The sequence below is a fragment of the Kitasatospora sp. NPDC058243 genome (genome assembly GCF_042882025.1).
Classification (GTDB): Bacteria; Actinomycetota; Actinomycetes; order Streptomycetales; family Streptomycetaceae; genus Kitasatospora.
Genome location: NZ_JBHVWW010000153.1, coordinates 1 through 1,612, shown reverse-complemented (window position 1 = coordinate 1,612; position 1,612 = coordinate 1). Strand labels below are relative to the sequence as shown.

General features: G+C 63.6%; 2 protein-coding genes and 2 pseudogenes. All 4 read right to left on the bottom strand.

Going from position 1 to position 1,612, the window contains the following annotated elements; genetic code table 11:
- On the bottom strand, positions 1 to 184 hold a 184-nt coding region (locus ACFVX9_RS39725; protein ID WP_387987178.1), incomplete at its 3' end, for a hypothetical protein.
- A gap of 70 nt (positions 185 to 254) precedes the next feature.
- On the bottom strand, positions 255 to 425 hold the full coding sequence (locus tag ACFVX9_RS39720) for a hypothetical protein (protein WP_387987180.1): 171 nt from the start codon (positions 423 to 425) through the stop codon (positions 255 to 257).
- 40 nt (positions 426 to 465) lie between these two features.
- Positions 466 to 813, bottom strand: a pseudogene (locus ACFVX9_RS39715) (transposase family protein); the annotation flags it as partial.
- Positions 814 to 1,040: 227 nt separating this feature from the next.
- Positions 1,041 to 1,612, bottom strand: a pseudogene (locus ACFVX9_RS39710) (IS701 family transposase); the annotation flags it as partial.

Here is a 1,612-nt window from a genome sequence, read left to right as displayed (position 1 = left end):
TCCGGGTTCCCCTCGCAGATTCAGCTTCAAGTGACGGGTCGAAAAGCCCGCCGAGTGTGGCACCCGCACCGGCCTCGACAAAGTTCCTGCTGCCAATGAAGGTGCGCTCCATAGTGAGGCTGGTCGTGTCATGGCCGGCATTGTTCCAGGTGATGGTGTCAGAACTGGAGATTACGGTAGACACTCCGAGAGGAAGACTGGAAACGGTCGCAGTCCCCGTGAGCTCGATGGCGCAGGAGGCGATACCAGGAGGCTTATTCAGAGGCCAGTTTGTAAAAGTGCAGCGCGATTACGGCGGAGATAGTCTGCGCGAAGGTCTCGATTGGCCGCCGGTAGTCGGTGTGCATAATTCTCCAGGTCTTGAAGTTGGCGATGATCTGCTCGATGACGTAGCGGATCTTGTTGACCGTCGTGGCGGTTTCCATTGACCGGATCGGAAATCCAGGCCAGGCGGCCGCTGAGGGTGCAGGCGACCTGGACGTTCATGCCCGTCGTCTTGTGCCTGCCCGAGTACAGCTGGGGGTGTGAGGCCCATGACCAGCACGGGAGCAGGGTCCCGTCAACGACGTACTGCGTCCGGCCGTCGAGGTCTTCTGCCGTCGGAACGTATTCCTGAAGGAGTCTTTCCAGTACTGGCGTCACCCCGCACACGGCACGGCTGACAGTCGGCTGGGAAACCCCGTACGTTTCGGCCAGCTCCTGCTGCACCCGGTTGCGGCGCATATAGGTCAGTGCCACGACAACAGACCTGAAGAGCCCGGGAACAGGCGGCCAGCTTCTGGCCGACCCGCCGGCGGCGTCCTGACAGACCATGGCGCACAGATCGGTGATCTGATCCCGGCGGAACCCGGTGGTAGCATACATAACAGACGGCCCGTTGCTGAGAGTTGTTTTAGAGGTAACTCAATTCTCCCACAACGGGCCGTCGTCTATTTTAGAGCGACAGGCGAAGGCTACTCAGGTCCGGCCTGAATAAGCCTCCAGATACCGATACCGGGGAAAACTCATTCCGTCTCCGTCACGGCAGCTGTAGTTCGTGATCATGGCTGGTCGTGATGGGGGTGTCGTTGCTGGTGGCAGGCGGTTGCGACGGCCTGGTGATGGCGTCTGAAGGCGGTCCAGTGCAGGACGTGGTCACGGTCGCGGGCGGGTGGGGGCAGCACGAGGGTCCGCAGGAGACGGATGGGCTCGGGGCGGGCCAGCGGGATGAGTCCGGGCTGCGGCTCGGAGTCTTCACGGACGGCTGTGGCCGTGAGAGTGAGGACGGCGGCGGCGATCAGGGAGGACAGTGACCAGCGCATCCAGGAGTTCCAGCAGGTCACCTGGCCCTGGCCGAGCCCGGTGAAGCCCTTGGTGAACTGGAAGGCCTCCTCGATCCTCCACCTGCGGCAGATCACTTCCACCAGCGTGGCCAGCGAGACGTCGCCGGGTGCCCGGCAGCGGAGATAGGACACCTCACCGGTGCAGCGGTGCCGCCGCGCGACCAGCACACCCGCCCCGGCCGCGTACTCGTACCCGTACCCGTACCCGTACCCGTACCCGTACCCGTACCCGTACCCGTCGGGAGTGTCGTCGGGGCGGACGTCGAGCCAGGCCCAGTCGTACTCGCGGG

What these genes read in the sequence shown, in the direction of transcription:
- ACFVX9_RS39720 (WP_387987180.1), bottom strand. Translation starts at nt 425, where the DNA reads ATGGAAACCGCCACGACGGTCAACAAGATCCGCTACGTCATCGAGCAG.